At 73.5% G+C, this 22,767-nt stretch carries 16 protein-coding genes and 1 pseudogene; 11 read left to right on the top strand and 6 right to left on the bottom strand.

The annotated features are described in order from the left end of the window. The first annotated feature begins 73 nt into the window (after positions 1-73). Complete coding sequence (locus ACOTKD_RS28850) at positions 74-2,980, top strand: protein kinase (protein WP_424891923.1); 2,907 nt, start codon at positions 74-76, stop codon at positions 2,978-2,980. Here ACOTKD_RS28850 and ACOTKD_RS28855 read toward each other — a convergent pair. Beyond that, a complete protein-coding gene (locus ACOTKD_RS28855) occupies positions 2,962-4,575 on the bottom strand; it encodes a class I adenylate-forming enzyme family protein (RefSeq protein WP_424891924.1) in 1,614 nt (537 codons plus the stop codon). The two genes, ACOTKD_RS28850 and ACOTKD_RS28855, sit on opposite strands and share 19 nt — an antisense overlap. Positions 4,576-4,715: 140 nt before the next feature. Between ACOTKD_RS28855 and ACOTKD_RS28860 the strand changes: the two genes are divergently transcribed. The 4 genes from ACOTKD_RS28860 to ACOTKD_RS28875 all read left to right on the top strand — a co-directional run bounded on the left by ACOTKD_RS28860 (position 4,716) and on the right by ACOTKD_RS28875 (position 9,036). Continuing rightward, positions 4,716-5,915, top strand: a complete 1,200-nt coding sequence (locus ACOTKD_RS28860) for an amidohydrolase family protein (RefSeq protein WP_424891925.1) — start codon at positions 4,716-4,718, stop codon at positions 5,913-5,915. A gap of 6 nt (positions 5,916-5,921) precedes the next feature. Further along, positions 5,922-7,091 (top strand): acyl-CoA dehydrogenase family protein, encoded by a 1,170-nt coding sequence (locus tag ACOTKD_RS28865; RefSeq protein ID WP_424891926.1) that lies wholly within the window; start codon positions 5,922-5,924, stop codon positions 7,089-7,091. Positions 7,092-7,093: 2 nt separating this feature from the next. Next, positions 7,094-8,152 carry an acyl-CoA dehydrogenase family protein gene (locus ACOTKD_RS28870; RefSeq protein WP_424892147.1) on the top strand — a complete coding sequence of 353 codons (1,059 nt, stop codon included), beginning with the start codon at positions 7,094-7,096 and terminating at the stop codon, positions 8,150-8,152. 413 nt (positions 8,153-8,565) lie between these two features. Further along, complete coding sequence (locus ACOTKD_RS28875; protein ID WP_424891927.1) at positions 8,566-9,036, top strand: ATP-binding protein; 471 nt, start codon at positions 8,566-8,568, stop codon at positions 9,034-9,036. Between the two features lie 233 nt (positions 9,037-9,269). Here the strand turns inward: ACOTKD_RS28875 and ACOTKD_RS28880 are convergent, their stop codons facing one another. Then, entirely contained in the window at positions 9,270-10,196 is a 927-nt protein-coding gene (locus tag ACOTKD_RS28880; RefSeq protein ID WP_424891928.1) for a cyclase family protein, read from the bottom strand. A gap of 101 nt (positions 10,197-10,297) precedes the next feature. Here ACOTKD_RS28880 and ACOTKD_RS28885 point away from each other — a divergent pair, with 101 nt between their 5' ends. From ACOTKD_RS28885 to ACOTKD_RS28900, 4 genes are all read left to right on the top strand, one after another. Continuing rightward, on the top strand, positions 10,298-11,209 hold the full coding sequence (locus ACOTKD_RS28885; protein WP_424891929.1) for an SDR family NAD(P)-dependent oxidoreductase: 912 nt from the start codon (positions 10,298-10,300) through the stop codon (positions 11,207-11,209). 13 nt (positions 11,210-11,222) lie between these two features. Then, positions 11,223-12,386 (top strand): acyl-CoA dehydrogenase family protein, encoded by a 1,164-nt coding sequence (locus ACOTKD_RS28890; protein WP_424891930.1) that lies wholly within the window; start codon positions 11,223-11,225, stop codon positions 12,384-12,386. Between the two features lie 11 nt (positions 12,387-12,397). Beyond that, positions 12,398-13,891 (top strand): aldehyde dehydrogenase family protein, encoded by a 1,494-nt coding sequence (locus ACOTKD_RS28895; RefSeq protein ID WP_424892148.1) that lies wholly within the window; start codon positions 12,398-12,400, stop codon positions 13,889-13,891. Positions 13,892-13,961: 70 nt separating this feature from the next. Next, positions 13,962-15,032, top strand: coding sequence for a Zn-dependent alcohol dehydrogenase (locus ACOTKD_RS28900; protein WP_424891931.1), 1,071 nt, complete (start codon positions 13,962-13,964; stop codon positions 15,030-15,032). Between the two features lie 27 nt (positions 15,033-15,059). On the opposite strand, the gene ACOTKD_RS28905 is transcribed toward ACOTKD_RS28900, so the two are convergent. After that, positions 15,060-16,100, bottom strand: coding sequence for a GlxA family transcriptional regulator (locus ACOTKD_RS28905; protein ID WP_424891932.1), 1,041 nt, complete (start codon positions 16,098-16,100; stop codon positions 15,060-15,062). Positions 16,101-16,335: 235 nt separating this feature from the next. Here ACOTKD_RS28905 and ACOTKD_RS28910 point away from each other — a divergent pair, with 235 nt between their 5' ends. Together ACOTKD_RS28910 and ACOTKD_RS28915 are read left to right on the top strand one after the other, a co-directional pair. Beyond that, entirely contained in the window at positions 16,336-17,679 is a 1,344-nt protein-coding gene (locus ACOTKD_RS28910) for an MFS transporter (protein WP_424891933.1), read from the top strand. 198 nt (positions 17,680-17,877) lie between these two features. Then, positions 17,878-18,963 (top strand): hypothetical protein, encoded by a 1,086-nt coding sequence (locus ACOTKD_RS28915; protein ID WP_424891934.1) that lies wholly within the window; start codon positions 17,878-17,880, stop codon positions 18,961-18,963. A 51-nt stretch (positions 18,964-19,014) separates the two neighbouring features. Here the strand turns inward: ACOTKD_RS28915 and ACOTKD_RS28920 are convergent, their stop codons facing one another. From ACOTKD_RS28920 to ACOTKD_RS28930, 3 genes and pseudogenes are all read right to left on the bottom strand, one after another. Further along, positions 19,015-19,680 (bottom strand): flavin reductase family protein, encoded by a 666-nt coding sequence (locus ACOTKD_RS28920; protein ID WP_424892149.1) that lies wholly within the window; start codon positions 19,678-19,680, stop codon positions 19,015-19,017. A 75-nt stretch (positions 19,681-19,755) separates the two neighbouring features. Next, the gene (locus ACOTKD_RS28925) at positions 19,756-20,646 is read right to left on the bottom strand and encodes an enoyl-CoA hydratase/isomerase family protein (RefSeq protein ID WP_424891935.1); all 891 of its coding nucleotides are present in this window, start codon (positions 20,644-20,646) and stop codon (positions 19,756-19,758) included. A 36-nt stretch (positions 20,647-20,682) separates the two neighbouring features. Beyond that, positions 20,683-22,692, bottom strand: a pseudogene (locus tag ACOTKD_RS28930) (acetate--CoA ligase family protein); the annotation flags it as partial. Between the last annotated feature and the right edge of the window lie 75 nt (positions 22,693-22,767).

Here is a 22,767-nt window from a genome sequence, read left to right on the forward strand (position 1 = left end):
GGGCGGCCCCCCCCCCCGGCCCCCCCCCCGGGGGGGGCGGCGCCGGGGGGGGGCCCCCGCCGACGATCCCGCGGTGAGCCGGGCGCTGGCCGCGGCCGCGGCCGCCGCGCAGGTGCCCGACCATCCCCGGCTCGACCAGGTCTTCCACGTCTTCGCCGAGGGCGGCAGCCTGTGGGTCGTCAGCGAGCTCGTCCCGGCCCGCCCGCTCGCCGCGCTCCTCGCCGAGCGGCCCCTCTCGCCCCACCGCGCCGCCGAGGTCGCCGCCGACGTCCTCACCGCTCTGCGCGCCCTGCACGCCCACGGCTGGACCCACCGCAACATCACCACCCGCACGGTCCTCATCTGCGACGACGGCCGCGCCGTCCTGACGGGCCTGGCCGCGGGCGCGGCCGAGGAGGCCCTGTGCGGCTACAACCCCGTTCCGGAGGGCGCTGACCCGCCCGGGGGCGGGAACGGCGGGATGGGCGCGGGTGCCGGGGCGGGTGGGAGCGCCAGGGGCGGAATGCCCTCGCGGCAGCGGGCGGCTCGCGGGGCGGCGGGGCTGCCGGGGACGCCGGGGATGCCAGGGCAGCCGGGCGGTTCGGTGCCGGGTGGGGCTACGGGCGGTGGCCGGATGCCGGTTGGTGGCCGGGCGCCGGGCGGTGCCCCTCGGGGAGCCGGCGGGGGACGGCCCGGCCCCGGCCCGGGTCTCGGCCCCGGCTCAGGGCTTCGCACCGGCCCCGGCTCCGGGCTCGGTGAGGGCGTCGCGCCGCGTGGCGGCGTGCCGGGCGGGAGTGCGCCGGGGGGAAGCTCGCCCGGTGGCCCGGCTGCGCCGCGGCCCGGCGGGCAAGAGGGCAGGCCGTCACCGTCCCCATACCGGGATCAAGGCGCCGCGGGCGGCTTCCTGCCGCCGGGCGGCCCCCGGTCATCGGGTGAGCCCTGGCCACCGCTCAACTCCCGGCCACCGGCGGGTGGGCAGGGCACGGGACGTTCGGGCAGGGGGCAACCGGGCGGGCAGGGAGCCGGCCCCGGAGCCGGGCAGCCGGGCTCACAGGCCGGGCCCCGGCAGGTGCGCTCTTCGGCGGTCGCCGCCTATCGTGCGGGCGCCGCCCGGGCCGCCGCCGCCCGCGCGGCCGGGGAGAACGCCCCGCCCGTCACCCCCACCGGCTCGTCCACCTGGGGCGGCGGCAGCGCCGCCAGCGGCGCGGCCCCCACGCCCGCCCCCGACTCCCCCCACGGCGCATCCTCCGGCCGGAACCGGCCGCCGGGCCCGCCCGGAGCGCGCAGCGGCCCCGCCGGACCGGGGAACGCCGCCCGGCCGGACGTCCCCGAAGTGAAGCTCCCCGGATCCGCCGCATCCTGGCCGGCCTTTCCCGGGATGACCGCGCCCCCTCGCTCCGCCGCCCCGGCCGTGCCATCGGGCACCCGCCCCGGAGCGGGCAACGGGGCCGTCCATGGCGCCGGCAACGCAGCCCCGCCCTCACCCCCGCCCCCGCACGCGTCGCAGAGCCCGGCAAAGAGCCCAGAAGGCAGCCCTGAAAACAGCCCCTCCGCGACCGCCCCCGGCAGCGAATCCGCCGGCAAGCCACCCGCCGCCTGGGGAGCCGCCGGGCAGCAGCCCGCGGGAGCCCTCGCCGTCGAGCGCGCCCGCCAGGCCCGGATGGTCGTCGTCGGCGCCGTCACCGAGCGGTGGGCCCCGGAGCAGGCCTGGCCCGTACAGGAGAGCTGGCAGCTCGCGCCCCCCGTCGGCCCCGCAGCCGACCTCTGGGCCCTCGGCGCCCTGCTCTTCCGCGTCGTGCAGGGGCACGCCCCCTACCCTGAGGACAGCACGGCCGAACTGGTCCGGCTCGTGTGCGTGGAGCCCCCCGCCTTCGCGGAGGAGTGCGGTGCCCTGCGGCCCGTGGTCGAGTCGCTGATGCGCAAGGACCCGGCCGAGCGCCCCGAGTTCGAGGAGCTCCGCGGCTGGCTGCGCTCCCTGATCCGCTCCGCGCCGGAACCGGAGCCCGGCGGCCGCACCCTCACCGTGCCCGACACCGCCCCGGACGCCCCTGCCGACCAGCACCGGCTCCCGGTCGTCCGCCGCAAGGGCGAGCTGGTGCGGCGCAGACGCGGCCGCCCCATCACCGCCGTGGACACCGCGCCGGCAGCGCACGGCCGCCACAAGAAGACGGCCAAGGACCCGGCTAGGGACACGGCCAAGGCCAACGCCAACGCCCCTGCTCCCCGCTCCGGCACGCCCCGCACCGGGCACCTGCAGGAGCAGCGCGGCCGCCCGGCCCGCTCGGCGTTCGGTCTCGGCCGGCTGCTGCTCGGCCTGGTCCTGCTGCTCCTCATCGGGGCCGCGCTCTACGCGATGCTGTTCATGCCGCGCGCCGAGGACAGCGCGAGCCGGGCCCGCGCGGACCGTGCGGGGTCGGCCGGCGCGCGCAGTGCAGCGCCCCGGGCCCCGGAGACCGCCGCCACACCGGGCGGGACCAGAGCGGCGGGTGGGACGGACGCCTCGGGCGGGGCGACGGCGGAGGAGCGGATCGCCGAGTCCGACGGTGCTGCCAAGGGCTTCACCCTGCGCAAGGACCCCAAGGGGTTCACCGTTGCGGTCGCCAAGGACTGGCAGCGCCGCGGGGCGAACGACCGCGGGCAGGTCGTCTACGCGGGCGGCGAGTACCAGCTCGTGGTGGTCCCCGGCCGGGACGAGGTCGCGGAGTTCGGCAGCGACCCGATGGCCTACCAGCAGAGCAAGGAGCCCGAGCTGGAGTCCTACCGCTCCTCCTCGTGGTCCGGCGCCAGCGGGCTGCGCCGTATCGACGTCGGCGGGACGGCGTCGGCGGAGGGCACGTTCAACTGGAACGACAGCAGCGGACGGCAGGTCTATGTGCGCAACTCCGCCACCATCGTGAACGGTCGCTACCACCTGCTGCAGGTGATCGGGCCGATGAACGAGCAGCGTTCGGTGGACCGCTTCTTCGAGCAGGCAGCGGCCACCTACAGGGCGGGCGGCTGAGCGGGCCGGGCGAAGCGCTCGCGCAGCTCGTACTTGAGCACCTTGTGCAGGGTGTCGTCGCGGGGGAGCCGCCCGACCAGCTCCAACTGCTCGGGGATCTTGTGTACGGACAGCCCGGCGTCCGCCAGATGGGAGGCCACTTCCCCGAGCGTGAGCCGCGCTGCTCCGGGAACCTGCTGGACGACGGCGCAGACCCGCTCCCCGCGCACGGGGTCGGGCAGCCCGATCACGGCGGCGTCGTCGATGAGCGGATGGCTCCGCAGGAGCTGTTCGACCTCTTGCGCGGAGACGTTCTCGCCTTTGCGGATGATGACGTCCTTGGCGCGCCCGGTGATGACGAGGTGGCCGTCGGCGGTGAGGCGCCCCAGGTCGCCGGTGAGGAGGAATCCGTCGGCGTCGAAGGCCTCGGCGGTCTGGGCGGGGTCGAGGTAGCCGCGGCAGACGGCTTCGCCGCGCAGCCGGATCGCGCCCTCGGTGCCGGGTGGTACGGGTGCCCCGCCGGCGTCGGTCACCCGGATCTCCATGCCCGCGGGCGGCCGGCCCTCCGTGCCGGCCAGGTGCTCCGCCGTGTCCTCCGGATCCCCCATCGTGATCATCGGGGCTTCGGTCATGCCGTAGCCGTGCACCAGCGGGCATCCCAGCTCGCGGACGACGTCGTGGTGCAGCTCCGGTGCCCTGGGCGCGCCGCCGCCCGCCAGGAGCCGGAGGGTGGGGAGGAGCCTGCGTCCGGGCTGCCGGCGCTGCTCGGCGAGGAACATCGCGTAGAAGGCGGTCGAGCCGCCCGCGACGGTGACTCCGTTGCGGCGGTAGGCGCCGAGCGACCCGGGCAGGGAGAAGTGCTCCACCAGGAGGGCGGGGAAGCCCCGCAGGAGCAGCATGACGGTGTAGTCGGGCCCGGCGACGTGCGCGTAGGGGAAGGCCATCGACCCGACGTCGTCCGGGGTGAGGCGCAGGGCGGCGGCCAGGCAGCTGCCGGCGGCGATGAGCCCGCGGTCGGTGTGCAGGGCGCCCTTCGGCGCGGAGGTGGTGCCGGAGGTCCAGTAGACCCAGCGGACGCGGGTGCCGTCGGCGGGCGGGGGCGGGAGGGCCGCGGGGTCCCCTTCGGGCAGGGCGTCGTAGGCGGTGAGGACGAGGGGCGGCGCGGGGAGCGCGAGGGCGAGCCGGTACGCCATGAGGCTGTGGTCGAAGCCCCGCCACACTCCGGGGACGGCGAAGAACCCGGCCTCGGTGGCCCGCAGGGCGTGACCGGCCTCGCGGTCGCGGTAGTAGGGGATGAGCGGCGTCTGGACGGCGCCGAGGCGGGCCAGGGCGAAGGCCAGGACGACGGTCTCGATGCGGGTGGGCAGCTGCCAGGCCACCCGGCTGCCGGGGCGCACTCCGAGCCCGTACAGCCCGGCGGCGGCCCGCTCGGCGCGCGTCCGCAGCTCGCCGAAGGTCACCGTGCGGTCCGCGGCCCCGGCCGGGTCGGGTCCGGCCGCGGGGTCCGGCTCATCGGCCTGGATGAGGGCGGGGGCGCCGGGGGTCAGGTCCGCGCGGCGGTCGAGCAGTTCCCACAGGGTGCGGGAGGCGGACAGGTCATCGGCGGTACCGGGCATGGCGGGCCTCCGCGATAACTGACGATACGTCAGAGAGTGCGGCGAAGCGTAGGCCGTCCCGCCTTGCCGGTCCAGGGGGTGCGGGCTAGCCTCAAAACTGACAGACCGTCAGTTCGACTGCCGGACCCGGGAAGGACCTGATGGAACTGCCCCGCATCGTCAGCGTCGACGACCACGTCATCGAACCCGCCCACCTCTTCGAACGCTGGCTGCCCGCCCGCTACCGCGACCGCGGCCCCCGCCCCCTGACCACCGGCATCGGCCGGCTGGAGTACATCGGCGGCAGGTACACCGTCGCCATGGACCCCGACGGTCCGCCCGCGGACTGGTGGATCTACGAGGACCTGTCCGTCCCCTACAAGCGCGTCATCGCCGCCGCCGGCTTCGACCGCGACGACATGACCCTGGAAGGCATCACCCGCGCCGAGATGCGCCCCGGCTGCTGGGACCCCGCGGAGCGCCTGAAGGACATGGATCTCAACCACGTCGAGGCGTCGCTGTGCTTCCCGACCTTCCCCCGCTTCTGCGGGCAGACCTTCGCCGAGGCGCACGACAAGGAGGTCGCCCTCGCGTGCGTGCGCGCCTACAACGACTGGATGGTCGAGGAATGGTGCGGCGACAGCGGCGGGCGCCTCATCCCCCTGTGCCTCATCCCGCTGTGGGACGTGGACCTCGCCGTCGCGGAGATCCACCGCAACGCCGCCCGCGGCGTACGGGCCGTGACCTTCAGCGAACTGCCCACCTGCCTCGGCCTTCCCAGCATCCACACCGGCTACTGGGACCCCTTCTTCGCCGCCTGCCAGGACACCGGCACCGTCGTCAACATGCACATCGGCTCCTCCTCGCAGATGCCCGCCGCATCCCCCGACGCCCCGCCCGCCGTCCAGGCGACCCTGTCCTTCAACAACGCCATGGCGTCGATGGCCGACTTCCTCTTCAGCGGCGTCCTCGTCCGCCACCCCCGGCTCACCCTCGCCTACAGCGAAGGCCAGATGGGCTGGATCCCCTACGCCCTGGAGCGCGCCGACGACGTCTGGCGGGAGCACCGCGCCTGGGGCGGCGTGCGCGACCTCGTCCCCGAGCCGCCGTCCACCTACTACTACCGGCAGGTCTTCTGCTGCTTCTTCCGCGACAAGCACGGCATCGACGCACTCGACACGGTCGGCCGCGACAACGCCACCTTCGAGACCGACTACCCCCACGTCGACTCGACCTTCCCCCACACCAAGCGGGTCGCCCTCGAGCACGTACGCGGGCTGGACGACGAGACCGTCCGCAAACTGATGCGCGGCAACGCCATCCGCATGCTCGGCCTGGACCTCGACCCCATGGGCAGGTGAGCCGCAGTGGACCTCACCCTCACCGAGGAAGAGGAGGACTTCCGCGACCGGCTCCGCGCCTGGCTGCACGACACCCTGCCCCGGCTTCCCCCGGAACCCCCCGCCGACGACTGGCCCGCACGCCGCGCCCACGACTGCGCCTGGCAACGCGCCCTCCACGACGCCGGATACGCCGGCCTGCACTGGCCCGCCCACGCCGGCGGCCAAGGCGCCACCCCCACCGAGTACTTGATCTTCATCGAGGAGACCGAGCGCGCCGGAGCCCCCTATGTCGGCGCCAACTTCGTCGGCCTCCTCCACGCCGGCCCCACCATCGCCGCCGAGGGAACCGCCGCCCAGCGCACCCGCTGGCTGCCGCCGATCCTGCGCGGCGACGAGATCTGGTGCCAGGGCTTCTCCGAACCCGACGCCGGCTCCGACCTGGCCTCGCTGCGCACACAGGCCGTCCGCGACGGCGACTCCTACCTCGTCACCGGCAGCAAGATCTGGACCTCCCACGCCGAGGTCGCCGACTGGTGCGAACTCCTCGTCCGCACCGACCCCGCAGCACCCCGGCACCGCGGCATCTCCTGGCTCGCCCTGCCCATGAACGCCCCCGGCGTCACCGTGCGCCCCCTGCGCACCCTCGCCGGCACCAACGAGTTCGCCGAGGTGTTCCTCGACGAGGTGCGCGTGCCCGTCACCCACCGCGTCGGCCCCGAGAACGACGGCTGGCGCGTCACCATGGTCACCCTCTCCTACGAGCGCGGCACCGCCTTCGCCGGAGAGGTCGTCGCCTGCCGCCGCACCCTCACCCGCCTCGCCCGCACCGCCCGCGCCAACGGCCGCTGGGACGACCCCGTCCTGCGCCGCCGCCTCGGCCGCCTCCACGCCGAATTCACGGCCCTGTGGCGGCTCGTCCAGTGGAACACCTGCGAGGCCGCCCACGCCGCCCGCACCGGGGGCCACGGGGCCCCGGGGGCCGGCGCGTCCGTCTTCAAACTCCGCTACTCCCAGGCCCGCCAGGAGCTCTACGAAGCGGCCGCCGAGGTACTCGGGCCGGAATCCCTGGACACCCGCCACGAGTGGACGGCACAGCGCCTCTCCTCGCTCTCCTACACGATCGCCGCGGGAACCTCCCAGATCCAGCGGAACATCATCGCCGAGCGCGTCCTCGGCCTCCCCAGGGGGCGATGACCATGGACTTCCGCCTCACCGACGACCAGCGCGCCCTGCGGGCCGGGATGCGGGACCTCCTCGCCGCCCGGTACCCCCGTGAACGGCTGCGTTCCCTGGCCGACTCCCCGGACGGCCCGCCGGCGCCGGACCGGGGCCTGTGGCGGGCCCTGGGGGAGGCGGGCTTCTTCGCCCTGCGCCTCGCGGAGCAGGACGGCGGCGCGGGGCTGGGACTCCCCGAGGCAGTGCTCCTCTTCGAGGAGGCCGGACGGGCCCTGCTGCCCGGGCCGCTGGTCGCCACCCATCTCGCCGCCGGGCTCGTACCGGGAGCGGCCGAGGGAGCCTGTCCGGTCACCGCCCTGGACCGGCCGGGGACGGCCGAGCACCTCGCCTCGGCGGAAGCCGTCCTGCTCCTCGACGGCCGGGCCCCCCGGGTCCTGCGCGCCCGCCCCGGCGGTGCCCCGCGAGCACTGCGGGCGCGGCCCGCCCGGTCCGTGGACCCCACGACGCCCCTGCACCTCGTCCGGCAACTGCCCCGGCCGTCGGACGGAAGCGCCTCCGCCGTGCCTGCCGACGCTTCCCGGCTGTGCAGCGAAGCGGCCCTGCTGACCGCCGCCCAGCAGCTCGGGAGCGCCTTCCGGACCGTCGAACTGGCGGTCTCCCATGCCCGGCTCCGCTCCCAGTTCGGGCGTCCGGTCGGTGCGTTCCAGGCCGTGCAGCACTTGTGTGCGGAGATGCTCGTCCGGGCGGAACTCGCGCGTGCCGCGGTCTATGCCGCGTCGCTTGCGGCCGAACCGGATGGAACCGCTGAAATCGCCACCGCCAAACTGCTCGCTGACAGTGCGGCCGTGCGCAACGCTCGTGACTGTCTGCAAGTGCACGGTGGCCTGGGGTTCACATGGGAAGCGGACGTCCATCTGCACCTGAAACGTGCATGGCTGAGGGCCGGTCAATGGCAGTCGGCGGCCGAAGCCGAGGAATTGCTTGCGAATACCCTGCTGCACGACGCTTCACACCTCCCGGAGGGGCCTCACGCGAGTGATGCAACGGATGTTCTGGACGCAGAGAATGTCACGGCGTAATCGGCATGGACGAAATTCCGGGTATGTCATGCCGAACCGCTCACAGCATGTCGATATCAGGCTGTGTCCCGGACGTTATTCGTCACGGGCCGGAGTCGGGCCCCGGCTCGGGTACTCTCCCTTGGATGAGAGAGGTTCAGAAGCGCTGCGAGGCGCCTGTGGCCCATGTGGCGGCGCCAGGCGTGCACATGTCTGATGCTCGTCCCGGAACGGGTCGCAAAGACCCTCGGTGTTCGAGTCTCCTCAGCGCGCGTCGCACAGTATGCAGCAGCCCTACTCCTTTGCGCCGGAATATGCCCGAAGCGCTTGTTGGGGTGACTGTGCGTCAACCATGCTGTCTCGGAAGGCGATCACGTTCCGTGGTCCCTCGGAGACGCGAGGCGTTGTGTCCGCCGGTACGGATGGTGTGAGCGGTGCAGGTGCTTCAGATGCAGATGGAGGTCCGGGCCGACCCCGCGGAAGTGGGACGGGCCCGCAAGTGGGCGAGGTCGCGACTGGCCGGCTCGGGAATAGGCGTCGATGAGCCGCTGGCCGAGACGCTGATCCTGCTGATCTCCGAGCTGGTCACCAACGCCGTCGTCCACACCGGCTGCCCGGCCGTGCTGCGCATGCTCTTCCCGGGCGCAGGCGCCGGAGTGCCCGGCGTGGGCGGAGGCACCGTCCGCGTCGAGGTCGCCGACATCAGCGCCCGCCCGCCCCGCCGCAGGTGCGCGGGCGGCGAGGACACCGGCGGGCGCGGCCTGGAGCTGGTCGACGGTCTCGCGGACCGCTGGGGCTGGCAGGCGGAGGGCAGCGGCAAGCGCATCTGGTGCGAGGTCGATCGCGGCGGCTCCGCGTGGGCCGGCGCTTTCGATGCGCCGCGCGCCGTCATAAATCGGGCTTAATCGACAAAGTCCAGACCAGGTGTTGACGTGAAGTGTCCACGTGATCACCCTTGGACGCAGCGATTCGTTGCGAGGGGACGTCGAGAGGCCCGCATTCACCGGGCTGCTCGGCGAGTACGGGTCGCGATCCGGCGCAAGAACAGGGCTCCAGCGCCGGAGCCGGCGGCGACGCGCGGTGCCGTGCTCGGGGTGCGCATCTGCACGTCGCCGCCCGCCCACGTCTCCGGGCCCGCTCACAGCACGGCGACCGGCGCCACGGGTGCGCCCACCGCCCCCTCGAAGGGCTCGGGCGTCGCCGTCAGCAGGAAGGCGTAGCGCCGCTCCTCCGCACAGGCCGCGGAGAGCTCCTCCAGATTCCAGTTCTGGCCCTGCATCATCCCCATCTCGACCAGATGGAGCGCGTGCACCGGCAGCCAGAGGCCGTCGATCTCCGGTGGGAAGACCTCGAAGCAGAGCGTGTCATTGGCGACGGCGGCGACATCGCGTGCATGGAACCACTCGGGTGTCCGGACCGACAGCCCGGGCGACGCACTGCCGTACGCACGCCGGTCGCCCGCAAGGTAGTGCTGCATGTGCCCGGTGCGGACCACCACGAGGTCCCCCGGCCCCACGGAGACCGCCCCCATGTCCTCCGCCGCCTCCAGGTCCTCCGGGGTGACGGCGTGCCCGGGGTCCAGGCGGTCCACGCCCCGGGCGCGGGCCACGTCGAGCAGCACCCCGCGCGAGACGACGTGCCGGGCCTTCTCGATGCCGCTGAAGACGGCGCACGCATGAGCCGTGATCGAGTCCGCCGGACGGCCGTTGTAGATCCTGCCGCCGTGGGAGACGTGCGGCAGCGCATCCCAGTGGGTCCCCGCCTGGAGGCCCATGGTGACGGTGTCGTCGCTCGTGGCCACTGATCCCGGAGCGAACTCCTCGCGGTTGAGCGAGGTCATGGTGTGCAGGGGGTTGACCCTGCCGGGGATCAGGCCGGTCTGGATCCCGCGCTGCCGCAGAGGCACGGCCAGGGCCACCCTCCGGCCGGTGAGCACGGCCGCCGCCGCTTCGCGCACAACGGCGTCCGTGATCAGGTTCAGGGTGCCGATCTCATCCCTCTCGCCCCAACGGCCCCAGTTGTTAACCCGCTTGGCGATCTCGTGGAACTCCGCCGGCAGCGGCATGGACATCCTCCCGGATCGGTCCCCGTGCGGGGCTTGTGCCTTCGCCTGCCCTGCCCAAAAATCTAACGGTCCGTCAGATGGAGCGGGAAGGGGCGTGCGCCATGGGGAGCTTCTTGGCGGGAAAGGTGATCGCCGTCACCGGGGCGGGACGCGGCATCGGCCGCGCGGTCGCCCTCGCATGCGCGGCCGAGGGCGCAAAGGTCGTGGTCAACGACTACGGCGTCGCCATCGACGGCGCCGAGCCCACGAGCGAGGTGGCCGCCGCCGTCGTCAAGGAGATCGAGGCCGCGGGCGGCGAGGCCGCCGCCGTCGCGGACGACGTGTCGGCCATGGCCGGCGGGCAGCGGATCGTCGACACGGCCCTCGCCCGCTACGGGCGTCTCGACGGCGCCGTGTGCGCCGCGGGCATCCTGCGCGAGCGGATGCTCTTCAACATGACGGAAGAGGAGTGGGACCCCGTCATCGCCACGCACCTCAAAGGGACCTTCACCGTCTTCCGCGCCGCCTCCGCCGTCATGCGCCGCCAAGGACGAGGCACCCTCATCGGCTTCACCAGCGGCAACCACCAGGGCAGCGTCGCCCAGGCCAACTACTCCGCCGCCAAGGGCGGCATCATCTCCCTCGTCCGCAGCGCCGCCCTGGGCCTGCACAAGTACGGGATCACCGCCAACTGCGTCGCCCCTGTGGCCCGCACCCGCATGTCCGCCAACGTGCCCATGGAACTCAAGGAGATCGGCGACCCCGAGGACGTCGCGGCCCTCGTCGTCTACCTGCTCGGCGAACAGGCCCGCGACGAAGGCGTCACCGGTCAGGTCTACACCGTGGCCGGCCCCAGGATCGCCGTGTGGGCCCAGCCCCGCGAACTGCGCGCCGTCTGCGCCGAAGGCCCCTGGACACCGGACAGGATCGCCGACCTGCTGCCCCGCACCGTCGGCACCGACCCCATGCCGATGCTCGCCCACCTGGAGGCGATGGCCGACGCGGCCGCCGCCAAAGCCCGCCCCAACGCATGACGGGAAGCCACTCATGGACTTCTCCTTCGGGCCGGACGACGAAGCCCTCCGGCAGGAAGCACGGGCCTGGCTCACCGGCCACCTCGCCGCGGAGCCGTCACCCACCGCAGGCCGCGCCTGGGAGCGGGAACTGGGCGCCGACGGCTGGATCGGCCTCGGCTGGAACTGCGCGCCCGGCACCTACGGCAACCGCACCGCGCCCCTGACCGGGCAGGTCGTCTGGGCCGAGGAGTACTCCCGCGCCCGCGCGCCCGCCCGCCTCGGCCACATGGGAGAGCACCTCCTGGCCCCCACCCTCATCGCCCACGGAGACCCCGCCCAGCGCTCCCGCTTCCTCCCCGCCATCGCCCGCGGCGAGGAGATCTGGTGCCAGGGCTACAGCGAACCCGGCGCGGGGTCCGACCTCGCCGCCGTACGCACCGCCGCCGTCAGGGACCCCGGCAGCCGCACCTACCGCATCACCGGCCAGAAACTGTGGACCTCCTTCGCCCACGAGGCCGACTGGTGCTTCCTGCTCGCCCGCACCGCCGAGGGCTCCCGCCGGCACCATGGACTCTCCCTCCTGCTCGTGCCGATGGACCAGCCCGGCCGGATCGAGGTCCGCCCGATCCGGCAGCTCACCGGCGGTGCCGACTTCAACGAGGTCTTCTTCGACGGAGCCGAGGCCCGCACCGGCCACGTGCTCGGCGGCGAGGGCAACGGCTGGCGGGTCGCCATGGACCTCCTCGGCCGGGAGCGGGGGCCGGCCACCCTCGCCCAGCAGATCGGCTTCGCCGAAGAGCTCGCCCGCATCGTCCGCCTCGCCCGGGAGACCGGAGCCGCAGCGGAGCCGGCGGTGCGCGACCGGCTCGTACGGCAGTGGGCAGAGCTGCGGACCATGCGCTGGACCGCCCTGCGGGCCCTGGGCGGCACGGACCTTCCCGGCGCACCCAGCGTCGCCAAACTGCTCTGGGGCAGCTGGCACCAGCGCCTCGGCGAACTGGCCGTGCAGGTGCAGGGCCCGCCCGCCGCCGTCGGGCCGCACGACTGGAGCGAGGAACGCCCCTACGAGCTCGACGCCCTGCAGCGGCTGTTCCTCTTCTCGCGGGCCGACACGATCTACGGCGGGTCGGCCGAGATACAGCGCACCATCATCGCCGAGCGCGTGCTCGGCCTGCCGAAGGAGCTTCTTCCATGACGGCGGACGACATGACCGCTTACGGCACGACGGCGTACGGCGTGAAGGCGTACGGCAACTGGATCGGCGGGTCGTGGCGTACGCCGGAAAAGGGGCACTATCCAGTTGTCAATCCGGCGACCGAACAGGTCGTCGGGGCGGCGCCGGAGGCTACCCCCGCCGAGGTCGCCGCCGCCGTGACCGCCGCACAGGCCGCGCAGGACGGCTGGTCCCGTACGGACCCGCGCGAGCGCGCGGCCGTACTGGACCGGACAGCGGAACTGATCGGTGAACGCGGAGCGGAGCTCCTGCCCCTGCTCCAGGCCGAGACGGGCGCGACGGCGCGCGTCACCTCGGCCCTGCAACTGCCCGTGGCGGTGGACCGCTTCCGCCGTTACGCCCGGGGAGCGGTCGAGCCGGCGGTCCTCCCGCTCGCACCGCACCCCGTCCAGGGCAGTCCGCTCGCACCCGGCGGCCTGATGGGCGCCGCCGCGGTCCGACGCCCCGTGGGCGTCGTCGCCTGCATCACCTCCTACAACTTCCCGCTCGTCAACCTCGTGGGCAAGCTCGCGCCCGCCCTGGCCATGGGGAACGCCGTCGTCGCCAAACCGGCGCCGCAGGATCCCCTGTGCTGCCTGTCGCTGGGCCCGATCCTCCGGGAGGCCGGCCTCCCGGACGGCGTCTTCAACATCGTCACGGGCTCGGGTCCGGGCGCGGGGCAGGCGCTGGTGTCCCACCCCGGCATCGACATGATCAGCTTCACCGGATCCACCACCGTCGGAAAACAGATCGCCGAAGCCGCGGGGAGGTCGATGAAGCGCACCCTTCTCGAGCTCGGCGGCAAGGGCGCGGCCATCGTCCTGGGGGATGCCGACCGGAACGTGCTCAAGTCGGCGATAGGGGCGGTCGGTTCGGTCTGGTCCTTCCACAGTGGACAGATCTGCACGGCGCCGACCCGGGTGCTCGTGCAGCGCGCGCTGTACGAGGAGGTCGTCGCCGGTCTCCAACGTTACGCGCGGACGCTGACCGTCGGGGACCCTGTGGATAACTCGACGGTGGTGGGCCCGCTGATCTCCGCCGCCCAGCGCGACCGGGTGGAGGCGTACGTCGCACGGGCCCGGGCGGAAGGCGCGCGCATCGTCGTCGGCGGCACCCGCCCGGACATCAAGCCCGGCTTCTACGTAGCCCCGACCCTGATCGCCGACGCCGATCCGCAAAGCGCCGTCGCCCGGGAGGAGTTGTTCGGTCCCGTCGTCGTCGCCCTCCCCTTCGAGGACGACGAGGACGCCGTGCGCATCGCCAACAGCACCTCCTACGGCCTCCACGACTACGTGTTCAGCGCCGACACCGCCCGCGCCTGGGCCGTCGCCGCACGCCTCCGCAGTGGCAACGTCGGCATCAACACCGTGCAGCGGCACCCCGAGACGCCCTTCGGCGGCTTCAAGGAGAGCGGTGTCGGCCGGGACGGCGGATCGTTCGGACTGCACGCCTACAGCGAACTCCAGTCGGTCGTCTGGGCCTCCTGAGCCCGCGGCCCCCTCCACCGCACCCGGCCCGGCCCGCCCCGTTCCATCCGACTCCGAGAGGACCCCAGCCGTGCGAGGCGTCATCTTCGACGGGAAGCAGCCCTTGGTCGCCGACGATCTGGAGGTCCGGGAGCCCGGCCCCGGCGAGGTCCTGGTCTCCGTCGCGGCCGCCGGGCTCTGCCACAGCGACCTCTCGGTCGTCGACGGCACGATCCCGTACCCCGTCCCCGTCGTCCTCGGGCACGAGGGCGCAGGAGTGGTCCGGGCGATCGGCCCCGGCGTCGCGCACGTCGCGCCCGGCGATCACGTGGCGCTGTCGACGCTCGCGGCCTGCGGTGTCTGCGGCGAGTGCGGCCGTGGCCGCCCGACGATGTGCCGCGAGTCGATCGGCAAACCCACCCGGCCCTTCACCCGGAGGGGTGAGCGGCTTTTCCACTTCGCCGCCAGCTCCGTCTTCGCCGAACGCACCGTCGTCAAAGCCGTCCAGGCGGTGAGGATCCCCGAGAGCATGCCGCTGACCTCGGCGGCACTGATCGGCTGCAGCGTCCTGACCGGCGTCGGCGCCGTACTCAACCGTGCCCGCGTCCGCCCCGGCGAATCAGTCGTCGTCATCGGCGCCGGCGGCATCGGGCTCAACGTCCTGCAGGGTGCCCGGATCGCCGGAGCGTCCGTGGCCGTGGCCGTCGAGGCCGACCCGCGCAAGGAAGCCGCGGCCCGGCAGTTCGGCGCCACCCACTTCGTCGACGCCGCCGTGCCCCCCGGCAGCCCGGCGGCCGTGCGCGAGATCCTCCCGGACGGCGCCGACCACGCCTTCGAATGCGTCGGCGACACCGGGCTCGTCCGGCAGGCGGTCGACCTTCTCGGCAGGCACGGGCAGGCGGTGCTGCTCGGCGTACCGCCCGCCGGGGCAGAGGCGTCCTTCCGCGTGGACTCCCTCTTCCTCGACAAAGCGATCCTGGGCTGCCGCTACGGCTCCTCGAGCCCCCAGCGCGACATCCCCCGCTACACCGGGCTCTACCAGGAAGGACGCCTCCTCCTGGACGAACTCGTCACCAGGACCTACCCCGTCGAGGACTTCGCCCGCGCCGCGGACGACACCCTCCACGGACGCGTCTCCCGCGCCGTCCTCACCTTCCGCTGACCGGCCGCAGCCGTGGCCCCCCTCCGCTCAGCGGCGGGAGGCGAACGTCACCGGGCGGAACGTACGCCGGTAGGCCGTCGGGGACACGCCGAGCGCCGCTTGCAGGTGCTGCCGCATCGAGGCGGCCGTGCCGAACCCGGCGCTCCGCGCCACCTGGTCCACGGACAGGTCGCTGTCCTCCAGCAAGTGCCGCGCACGCTCGACACGCTGCTGGGTCAGCCACTGGCCCGGACTGATGCCGACCTCCTCACGGAAGCGGCGCGTGAACGTCCGGACGCTCATGGCCTCCTGCTCCGCCATGTCGCGCAGCTGGATCGGCTGCTCCAGCCGCCCCAGGGCCCAGGCGCGCGCCCCCGTGGTCGTCGCGAGCTGGGGCTCGGGCACCGGTCGCTGGATGTACTGCGCCTGGCCGCCGTCGCGGTGCGGCGGGACGACGCTGCGCCGGGCCACCTCGTTCGCGACGGCGGTGCCGTGGTCGCGCCGCACGATGTGCAGGCAGAGGTCGATGCCGGAGGCCACCCCGGCCGAGGTCAGCACGTCGCCGTCGTCCACGAAGAGCACGTCGGCGTCCACGCGCACGGAGGGGAACATCCGCTGGAAGCGCTCCGTGCTGGACCAGTGCGTGGTGGCGGGCCGCCCGTCGAGGAGGCCTGCGGCCGCGAGGATGTACGAGCCGGTACAGATCGACACCATGCGCGTGCCGGGACGTATGAGGGCCAGGGCACCGGCCAGTTCGTCGCCGAGCCGCCCCTCGTCGTACGGCGGCCCGAACTCGTACGAGGCGGGGACGACGACCGTGTCGGCCTCGGCCAGGGCCTCCGGGCCCAGGTCGACGTTGATGGAGAAGTCGGCGTCGGTGGGGACGGGCCCGGCGGCCAGCGCGCAGGTCACCACCTCGTACAGCGGAGCTCCGGACGAGGTCGTGGCCTTGCCGAAGATCCGGTACGGGATGGAGAGCTCGAAGGGGATCACTCCGGCCAGGGCGAGGACGGCGACCCGGTGCGGCGGGGCGTCGGGATGCTGGTCGGACCGGGTGATCCTGCTGGTCCGCGTGGTCTGCTGCGTCATTTCCCGTTCGCCCCCGAAGCCTTCCGTCCGCCCGCCCACGACGTTCCCCTCGTCGCACCGGCGCGTGCAAGAGCCGTTTTCGTCACCTTACGGCCTGCCACTGACAAGCCCGCCCGGGGCATGGGACCGCAGGGACCGGTGTACCTGTCGGCAGACAACCCGCGTGGCCCGATCCTTGCGGATGCTGTCCCTTCGGCCACTCGTCCGGTGGGAAGCCGCTCCCGATGCTGAGGGCGTGACCCAGACAACCGGACATCCCGCCCACCCGGAGAGCACCTCCGCAGGCCCCGGCCCCGCCGTCACCGGCGCCGGGCGGCACCGCATTCACCGCGCGTGGCCGGTGGCCGCCGTCACCTTCGTGACGATCATCGGCGCGGCCGGGTTCGCCTCGTTGCCCGGTCTGCTGATCGAGCCGCTCCACGGGGAGTTCGGCTGGTCGCGCGGCACGATCGGGTTCGCCGTCTCCGTCAATCTCGCCCTGTACGGGCTCACGGCGCCGTTCGCCGCGGCCCTGATGGACCGCTTCGGCATCCGCAAGGTCGTCGCCTGCGCCCTGACCGTGATCGCGGCCGGCGCCGGGCTGACGGTCTTCATGACGGTCGCCTGGCAGCTCGTGCTGTGCTGGGGCGTGCTCGTCGGGCTCGGCAGCGGCTCGATGGCCCTGGCCTTCGCGGCGACGGTGACCAACCGGTGGTTCAGCGCCCGGCGCGGCCTCGTCACCGGCATCCTCACGGCTGCCGGAGCCTCCGGGCAGCTGGTCTTCCTCCCTCTGCTCTCCTGGATCGTCGAACACCACGACTGGCGGCCGGCCGCCGTGACCGTGTCCGTCGCCGCCCTGGTCGTCGTCCCGTTCGTGTGGCTGTTGCTGCGGGACCACCCTGCGGACGTGGGCCTCGCCCCCTACGGCAGCGACACCCCCGTACCGAAGCCGGCCCCCGCAGCCGGCGCCGCGCGGCGTGCGGTCAGGGCACTGCTCGACGCCGTCCGCACCGGCCCCTTCTGGCTCCTCGCGGGGACTTTCGCGATCTGCGGCGCGACCACGAACGGCTTGGTGAAGACCCACTTCGTGCCGGCCGCGCACGACCACGGCATGCCGATGACGGCGGCCGCGGGCCTGCTCGCCGTGATCGGCGTCTTCGACGTCGTCGGGACCATCGCCTCCGGCTGGTTCACCGACCGGTTCGAGGCGCGCAGGCTGCTCGCCGTCTACTACGGACTGCGCGGCATCTCCCTGATGTTCCTGCCGATGCTGCTGGCGCCCTCCGTGCACCCTCCGATGATCTTCTTCATCGTCTTCTACGGGCTCGACTGGGTCGCCACCGTGCCGCCCACCATCGCCCTGTGCCGCGAGCACTACGGCGAGGACAGCGCGATCGTCTTCGGCTGGGTGCTCGCCTCCCACCAGATCGGTGCCGCGGTGGTGGCCTTCCTCGGCGGGCTGGCCCGCGACGCCTTCGGTTCGTACGACGTCGTCTGGTACGCCTCGGGAGCGCTGTGTGCCGTGGCGGCACTCATGGCCCTGGTGATCCGCAGGCGGCCACGGGCCGCGGCCGGGCTGCCGGCCGCGGCGGAGGTGTGATCCCGGCTGCGATCGGCACCGGCGGTCTTGCGCCGGCCTGCGCCCGGATGTGTTGTTTGTTCATGCCGCGCCCTGGTGCTTCCGGCACCCGGGCCCGGCTCATCTGTACCGGGGCGAGTCAGGGCAAGGCGGATCATTCGGTCGGCGAAAGCAACCTCTCAGCCGCTGGGGGAATCCTTCTTGGAGAGAGGGGCAGCGATGACACAGCAGGCTGAGCCGGGCGCGATACCGGAAGCGGCGCCGGCCGACGCGAAGGCGGAGTCCGGGGACGGGGCCGAAGCCGTGTCCCGGACCGGGGCGGCGGCAGGGTCCGGCAGCGGTTCCGGTTCCGGCTCCGGGGAAACGCCCCGGGCGCAGGGACGGGTGATGCACCCGGACGGCTTCGGGGCGGCGTTCTGCGCGTCGATGGCCGGGCTGTGCGCGGAGGGCGCGGTCGCGGGGACCCTCGGCGTCCTCGTGATGCTCTCGCGTGAGCACGAGGGCCTGCCCCACGGCGTCATGATGATCGCCGCGGTCGTATTCGCCGTCGCTCTGCTCGGTGTCCTCGTCAGCGGCTTCGTCACGGCCGTGGCCGTCATGCCGGCCCTGGCGCTTGCCCGGCGCGTCACCCGGCGCCTCGGGCGCCGCGAGGGCCCGCTGTGGAACGCGGCCGCCGTGCCCGTCGTGTCGGCCGCCGCGGTGGCCGTGTTCGGCGGGGTGTCGGCGCTCGGCAGCCTCTCTCCGGCCTCCCCCGTGAAGTACCTCCTGTGGTGGGCCTCCCTCACGGTCGCCCTGCTGCCCGCCACGCTGATCGCCGGAGCCGCCGGCCGGCGCATGCGCGAGGGGCGGGCCACGCGCATGGCCCGGAGGGTGTCGCGCGACGGAGCCCTCGCCTGGCTCGCCGTCGGTGCGGTGGGCGCCGCGGTCTACGGCACCGGCCTGGTCAGCGTCTACCAGCCGCCCCGGTTCGACACGGAGCAACTGGCGGGCACCTGGACCGACGGCCGCGGCGGCACGGTCAGGCTGGCCGAGGACGGCGCGGCGGTGGCCGACGGGCTCGACAACTACGTGTGGGACGGCACCGGCAAGGACAGGCCGAAGGACTGCGACGGCGCGGGCACGTGGAAGCCGGTCAAGGACGGCGGGAAGATCGAAGGCATGTCCCTGCGCATCGGCTCGTGCGAGCTCAAGCGCAACTGGAGCGTCAGCGGCACCACCAAGGAGCCGCGGCTGTACCACGAGATCGGCAAGCCGGGCTCGGGCAAGCGGTACGTACTGACGAAGGTCGTCAAGCACAAGAAGTAGCGTCAAGCACAAGAAGTGGCGGGGAAACGAGGAACGGACAGCAGCCGGGTGTCACGCGTCGAAGGCCGTGAACCTCCCGAACGTGCTCCTGTGGAAGATCAGTGGCCCGTCCTCGGCCTCACTCCCGTCCCCGTCCCTCCCTTCACCCTCCTCCGCGCCCAGGGCCTCGACGCGCCCCACGACGATGAGATGGTCCCCGCCGGTGTGCACGGCGTGGATCTCGCAGTCGACCCACGCGGGCACGCCCGCGAGCAGGGGCGAGCCCGTCACGGGCGCAGGACTGTGCCGCACGCCGGCGAACTTGTCGGCGGCTTGCGCGCCGCTCACCGCGAAGGCCCGGCAGAGTGCGCCCTGTCCGGCACCCAGGATGTTGACGCAGAAGACTCCGGCGCGGGCGATGCGCGGCCATGTCGTGGACGTACGGCCCACCATGAAGACCACGAGCGGCGGGTCGAGGGAGAGCGAGGCGAAGGACTGGCACGCGAAGCCGGCGGCGGGCTCGGCGCCGGCTCCGGGTGCGGTGATCACGGTGACGCCGCTGGCGAACCGGCCGAGGACGCGGCGCAGCTCCCGCGGCGCGGGCGGCGGCTGTTCGTCCGCACGGACGGCCCGCAGTGCCGGGCGGGGCATCAGGCCGGGCGGCCGCGTCCCGGAGGCCGGCGGGCCCGCGGGCCTCAGATAGCGGACGGCGAGGGCGGCCATGCCTGCGTGTCCCATCATGAACCCATTGAAATTGATGGAGCGTCAGCTTTGAAGGGTTTCGCCGAGACGCGCGAAGGCCTTCGGGGCCTTCTAGCGTCCGCGGTAGACGGGGCTGCGGTGTTCGAGGAAGCTGTTGACGCCCTCCTGTGCGTCCTCCGTCGTCATGTTGATCTCCTGAGCGGCGGCCTCCGCCGCGAACGCCGCCGTACGGTCGCTGTCCAGTGAGGTGTTGACCAGCTGCTTGGTGAGGGCGAGCGCCCGCGTCGGGCCGGTGGCCAGGCGCTCGGCCCACGACCTGGCCGTCGCCGCCAGCCCCGCCCCGGCCACGACGCGGTTGACCAGCCCCATCCGCTCCGCCTCGGCGGCGGTGAGGGCATCGCCGAAGAACATCAGCTCCTTCGCCCGCTGCGGCCCCACCAGTCGCGGCAGGAGGTACGCGCCGCCGCCGTCGGGCACCAGGCCGCGGCGGACGAACACCTCGACGAACGTGGCGGATTCGGCGGCCAGGACGAGGTCGCAGGCCAGCGCGAGGTGGGCGCCCAGGCCGGCGGCGGTGCCGTTCACGGCGGCGATCACGGGTTTCTCGCAGTCCAGCACGGCCGCGATCAGCCGCTGCGCGCCGCGGCGGATCGTACGGGCCACATCGCCGGGGAGCCGGCCCGAGGCGACGGAGGCTGCTGATACCCCCGGGACGGCCGGGTCCATTGCGCTCGAAGGGGTGGCGCGCAGGTCGGCCCCGGCGCAGAACGCGGCGCCCGTGGCGGTGATGACAACGGCTCTGACAGCCGGGTCGGCGGAGGCCCGCAGCAACGCGGAGATCAGACATTCGCGCTGCTCAGGGGCGATGGCATTCATGACTTCGGGCCGGTTGAGCGTGATCCACGAGACCCCGTTGTCAGTGGTGTGGAGTATCACTGAGTCATCGGGGCCGCTGTGGTCGAGCGGGTTGTCCCGCTGTTTGTCACGGGGGGAGAGGGACATGGGGTTCTCCTGCTTCTACGCGCTGCCGCGCGCTGTTCAGTGGCAGAAGGCGAGCGCGTCCAGGGCCACGGCGCCCTGACCGCGCTCCAGCACCACCAGAGGGTTGATGTCGAGCTCGGCAAGTGCCCCGCCCAGCTCCAGGGACATGCGCTGGACGCGCAGGACGGTCTCCACGAGCGCGTCCACGTCGGCCGGGGGCGCCCCCCGGACGCCGTCGAGCAGGGCACGCCCGCGCAGTTCTCCGAGCATCGCGCGTGCGTGGTCCTCTCCGAAAGGCGGCACGGCGACGGCGGTGTCGTGCAGGACCTCCACCAGCGCCCCGCCCAGGCCGACGGTCACCGTCGGGCCGAACAGACTGTCCGGGGAGATGCCGACGACCATCTCCACCCCCCGTTCCACGAGCTGGCAGACGAGGATGCCGTCCAGCGGCAGTCCTTCGTAGCGGGCGATGTCGGTGAGCTCGCGGTAGGCGTCGCGGACCTGGCTGGCCGAGGTCAGACCGATCTTGACCAGGCCCAGTTCGGTCTTGTGGGCGAGCTGCGGGCCCGACGCCTTCATCACCACGGGATAGCCCACGAGCCCGGCGGCCCGCACGGCGGCGGCCGCGCTGGTCACCAGTTGTTCGCGCGGCACGCGTATGCCGTACGCGCGCAGCAGCTGTTTGGCCGCGTGCTCGCTGAGCTGTTCGCCCGGGCGCATGAGCTCCTGAGCCTTGCGGGCCGAGGGGGACGGGGTGCGGGGCGCGGTGTCGAAAGGGGAGCGGTACGCGTCGGCGAAGCGGTGGTGGGCGAGGTAGGCGCGTACGGCGGTGATGCAGTTGGAGAAGGTGCGGAAGGTGGCCACGCGCGAGGAGCCGAGCAGGGTGGTGCGGTAGGCGTCCTCGGTGCCGACCGGGGAGCCCCAGACGACGCAGACCAGCTTGTCCGTCCGCTCCGCCGCGGCGACGAGGTCCCGGACGAGCCGGTCGCTCAGGGGAGGGAAGGGGCCGGGCACGGGGCAGATGAGGACGCCTATGGAGGGGTCGTCCAGCAGTGCGTCGATGATCTTGCGTCCGCGCTCGTCGCCGACGGGGTGGCCGCCGCAGTCGACGGGGTTGGCGACGCCCAGGTACTCCGGTATCCACTGGTGGAGCTCGTCCTGCTTCGCTGTGGAGAGGGCCGGGAGCGTGAGGCCGGCGGCCGTGGCCAGGTCGGCGAAGTGGGCGCCGGTGCCGCCCGAGATCGAATAGACGGCGACGCCGGGGGCCTTGGGAGGCCGGGCGCGGGCGAGCAGGGCCGCGGTGTCCTGCAGCTCGTCCAGGCTGTCGACGCGGATCACGCCGAACTGCCGCATGGCGGCGTCCGCCACGTCGTCCGCGCCGGTCAGCTTGCCGGTGTGGGAGGCGGCGGTGCGGGCGCCGGCCTCGGTGCGGCCGACCTTGACGGCGATGACGGGCACCTTGTGCCGGGCGGCCCGGTCCGCGGCGAGCAGGAACGAGCGGCCGTCCTTGAGCCCTTCCACATACGCGGCGATCGCTCCGACCTCGGGCCGGGTGGCGAAGTAGGAGATGAAGTCCGCGCACTCCAGGTCGGCTTCGTTGCCGGTCGGTGCCCAGTGGGAGAGCCGGATGCCGAGCTCCTGGAGGGCGAAGAGCGGGCGGCCCTGGTGGCCTGACTGGGTGATCAGCGCGATGGCGGGGCCGTCGAGGTCCTCGCGGAAGTGCTCGAAGGCGTTGAGGTTGGTGTTCGGGCCGAGGAGACGGACGCCGGAGCGCCGGGCGGCGTCCGCGAGGACGGCCTGGGCGGCGGCGCCGGCCGGCCCCGTCTCGGCGAATCCGCCGGCGAAGGCCACGGCGAAGGCGGCCTTGGCGCCGTCGAGCTCCTCCAGGACGGGGAGCGGGTCGCCCACGAGGAGGACGGCGAGATCGACGCGTTCGGGCAGGTCGCGGACGGAGGGGTGGCAGGGGAGGCCGAAGACGGTGGTGCGGGTGGGGTGCACGGGGTGCAGGCGTGCGCCGACGCGTTCGGACCAGGCGAGGAGCTGCCGTGTGATGCCGGTGTTGGGGCGGGGGGGGGGGGGCCGGCGGGCCCCCCCCCCCCCGGGGGGGGGGGGGGAGGGGCGCGGCAGGGGGGGGGGGTACGC

Origin of the sequence: Streptomyces sp. XH2, assembly GCF_049725035.1 — a bacterium.
GTDB classification, from domain to species: Bacteria; Actinomycetota; Actinomycetes; order Streptomycetales; family Streptomycetaceae; genus Streptomyces; species Streptomyces roseoverticillatus.

Coding starts and splice junctions, on each gene's coding strand:
- ACOTKD_RS28855 (WP_424891924.1), bottom strand. CDS start 4,575: ATGCCCGGTACCGCCGATGACCTGTCCGCCTCCCGCACCCTGTGGGAA.
- ACOTKD_RS28860 (WP_424891925.1), top strand. CDS start 4,716: ATGGAACTGCCCCGCATCGTCAGCGTCGACGACCACGTCATCGAACCC.
- ACOTKD_RS28870 (WP_424892147.1), top strand. CDS start 7,094: ATGGACTTCCGCCTCACCGACGACCAGCGCGCCCTGCGGGCCGGGATG.
- ACOTKD_RS28880 (WP_424891928.1), bottom strand. CDS start 10,196: ATGCCGCTGCCGGCGGAGTTCCACGAGATCGCCAAGCGGGTTAACAAC.
- ACOTKD_RS28885 (WP_424891929.1), top strand. CDS start 10,298: ATGGGGAGCTTCTTGGCGGGAAAGGTGATCGCCGTCACCGGGGCGGGA.
- ACOTKD_RS28890 (WP_424891930.1), top strand. CDS start 11,223: ATGGACTTCTCCTTCGGGCCGGACGACGAAGCCCTCCGGCAGGAAGCA.
- ACOTKD_RS28895 (WP_424892148.1), top strand. CDS start 12,398: ATGACCGCTTACGGCACGACGGCGTACGGCGTGAAGGCGTACGGCAAC.
- ACOTKD_RS28905 (WP_424891932.1), bottom strand. CDS start 16,100: ATGACGCAGCAGACCACGCGGACCAGCAGGATCACCCGGTCCGACCAG.
- ACOTKD_RS28915 (WP_424891934.1), top strand. CDS start 17,878: ATGACACAGCAGGCTGAGCCGGGCGCGATACCGGAAGCGGCGCCGGCC.
- ACOTKD_RS28920 (WP_424892149.1), bottom strand. CDS start 19,680: ATGGGACACGCAGGCATGGCCGCCCTCGCCGTCCGCTATCTGAGGCCC.
- ACOTKD_RS28925 (WP_424891935.1), bottom strand. CDS start 20,646: ATGTCCCTCTCCCCCCGTGACAAACAGCGGGACAACCCGCTCGACCAC.